The organism is Saccharomonospora iraqiensis subsp. iraqiensis, from assembly GCF_000430445.1.
GTDB classification, from domain to species: Bacteria; Actinomycetota; Actinomycetes; order Mycobacteriales; family Pseudonocardiaceae; genus Saccharomonospora; species Saccharomonospora iraqiensis.
Map to the genome: position 1 here is coordinate 1,841 of NZ_KE387121.1, position 2,127 is coordinate 3,967.

Annotated in this window: 2 protein-coding genes; one reads left to right on the top strand and one right to left on the bottom strand. The window is 74.0% G+C overall.

From position 1 onward, the window contains the following. Positions 1 to 1,248, bottom strand: a 1,248-nt coding sequence (locus tag ACTIR_RS0118105; protein ID WP_026455339.1) for a glycosyltransferase family 4 protein, incomplete at its 3' end; no start/stop codon positions are given. 145 nt (positions 1,249 to 1,393) lie between these two features. Here ACTIR_RS0118105 and ACTIR_RS24155 point away from each other — a divergent pair. Then, on the top strand, positions 1,394 to 2,127 hold a 734-nt coding region (locus ACTIR_RS24155), incomplete at its 3' end, for a sugar-binding domain-containing protein (protein WP_324607104.1).

The following is a 2,127-nucleotide window of genomic DNA, read 5'->3' on the forward strand; positions in this document are numbered from 1 at the left end:
GTGGAAGGCGTTGCCCGTCGGGATCTTCGGCCTGGCCGGGGTGTGTGGTGCGGCGGGGCGGGTCCTGCGGTAGACGTCGGCGGTCTGTCCGGCGATGCGGACCCAGTCGAAGTCCGTGGCCAGGCGGGACCGCGCCGCGTCCGCGCGGCGGGAGGCGGCCCCGGTGTCGGACAGCACCCGGTCGACCGAGTGTGCGATGGCGTCCACGTCCCCCGGGGTGAAGGCCAGCCCGGTCTCGCCGTCCACGACGAGTTCCCCGAGCCCGCCCGCCGTGGAGGCCACCAGCGGCACCCGCGCGGCGGCGGTCTCCAGTGCCACGATGCCGAACGGTTCGTACCGGCTCGGCAGCACCACCGCGTCCGCCGCCGCGAGCACGGCGCGCAGTTCGTGGTCGGGCAGGTGTCCCACGAAGTCCACGGCCCCGCTGAGGTCCAGTTCGGCGGTGCGGTCCACGAGTTCGCCACGGTGCCTGCCCTCTCCCGCGACCACGAGCCGGGCTCCGGGATGCCGTCGCCGGACCGCGGGCAACGCCGCGAGCAGGTCCTGCACGCCCTTCTCGTACTCCAGTCTGCCGAAGTACAGCAGCAGCGGCGCCGAGGTGGCGGCGTGCCCGGCCCGGGCCCGCCGCACCGCCTCGCCCGGGACCTGCCAGCTCCGCTCCTCGATGCCGTTGTGGATCACGGTGATGTCCGTGGGGTCCAGGTCGAAGAGGGTGGCGACCTCCCCGCGCATGGCCTCCGAACAGGTGATCAGTGCGTCCACCCGGTTGGCCAGCCACCACTCCACCGAGTGCACCTGTTGGTTCAGCGGGTGGGAGAGCCACCCCGAGTGCCGGCCCGCCTCGGTGGCGTGGATGGTCCCGACGAGGGGAACGTGCGCCGCCTCGGCCAGCGCGATCGCGGGATGGGTGACCAGCCAGTCGTGGGCGTGCACCACGTCGGGCCGCCAGTCGCGCACCAGCGCGGTGCCCGCGCGGATCATCCCGTGTCCCATCGCCAGGGTCCAGGCCACCAGGTCGCGCTCGAAGGTGAGGTGCATCGGGTCCTCGGCGACCCGGATCACCCGCACGCCGTCCACCCGGTCGTCGGTGGTCGGGTGGGTCCCGGCGTCGGTGCCCGCGACGTGCCGGCACAGCACCACCACCTCGTGCCCGTCCGCGACGAGGTGCCGGGCCAGCGCGTGGACGTGCCGGGCGAGTCCGCCGACCACCACCGGTGGGTACTCCCAGGACAGCATCAGCACGCGCATGCCTGGAGGTTACTCACCGGTCGCCCCGGGTGCGCCGGCCCCGCCCGACTTCACCGGGGCGGTATCCGCTCCTGTGCCAGCATCGGTGGGCGTGAACAGTCGAGCACCGTTGCGGGCCCCGGTGCCCGCACCGCCGCACACGTCGATGACCACACCGTGGAGCGACCGGGTGGGACCGGACCACGCCCTGCCCGAACACCCCCGCCCCCAGCTGTTCCGCCCACGGTGGCGCACGCTGAACGGTCCGTGGGACTACGTCGGCGTCCCCGCCGGGGGGCGGGAGGGGCCGCACCGGGGTGAGCGCATCCTCGTCCCCTATCCGCCCGAGTCCGCGTTGTCCGGGATCGGGCGCGCCGACGAGCGGATGTGGTACCGGCGCACCGTCGACGTCCCCGCCGGGTGGCGCCGGGAGCGGGTGCTGCTGCACTTCGGCGCCGTCGACCAGATCGCCACGGTGTGGGTGAACAACCAGTTCCTCGCCCGGCACGAGGGCGGGTACACGGCGTTCTCCGTCGACATCACCGACGTGCTGCGGGACACCGACGAGCAGGAGATCCTCGTCCGTGCCGACGACGAGGGCAACCGGGGCACGTTCCCGGTGGGCAAGCAGGCCGACCGGCCCGGCGGCATCCTCTACACCGGATGTTCCGGCATCTGGCAGACGGTGTGGCTGGAGTGTGTGCCCGCCGTGCACGTCACCGCACTCGACCTGGTGCCGGATACGGGGGGAGTCGACGTCGTCGTGCACATCGACCCCGGGCCGGGGCCGGAGCCGGGGACGCCGGACGGGCCGGACGGCGCAGGCGCTCCGGACGAGCAGGAAGGTCAGGGCGGCCCGGACGACCGGGAGGGTCCGGACGAGGCGGCTCCGCCGGCGCC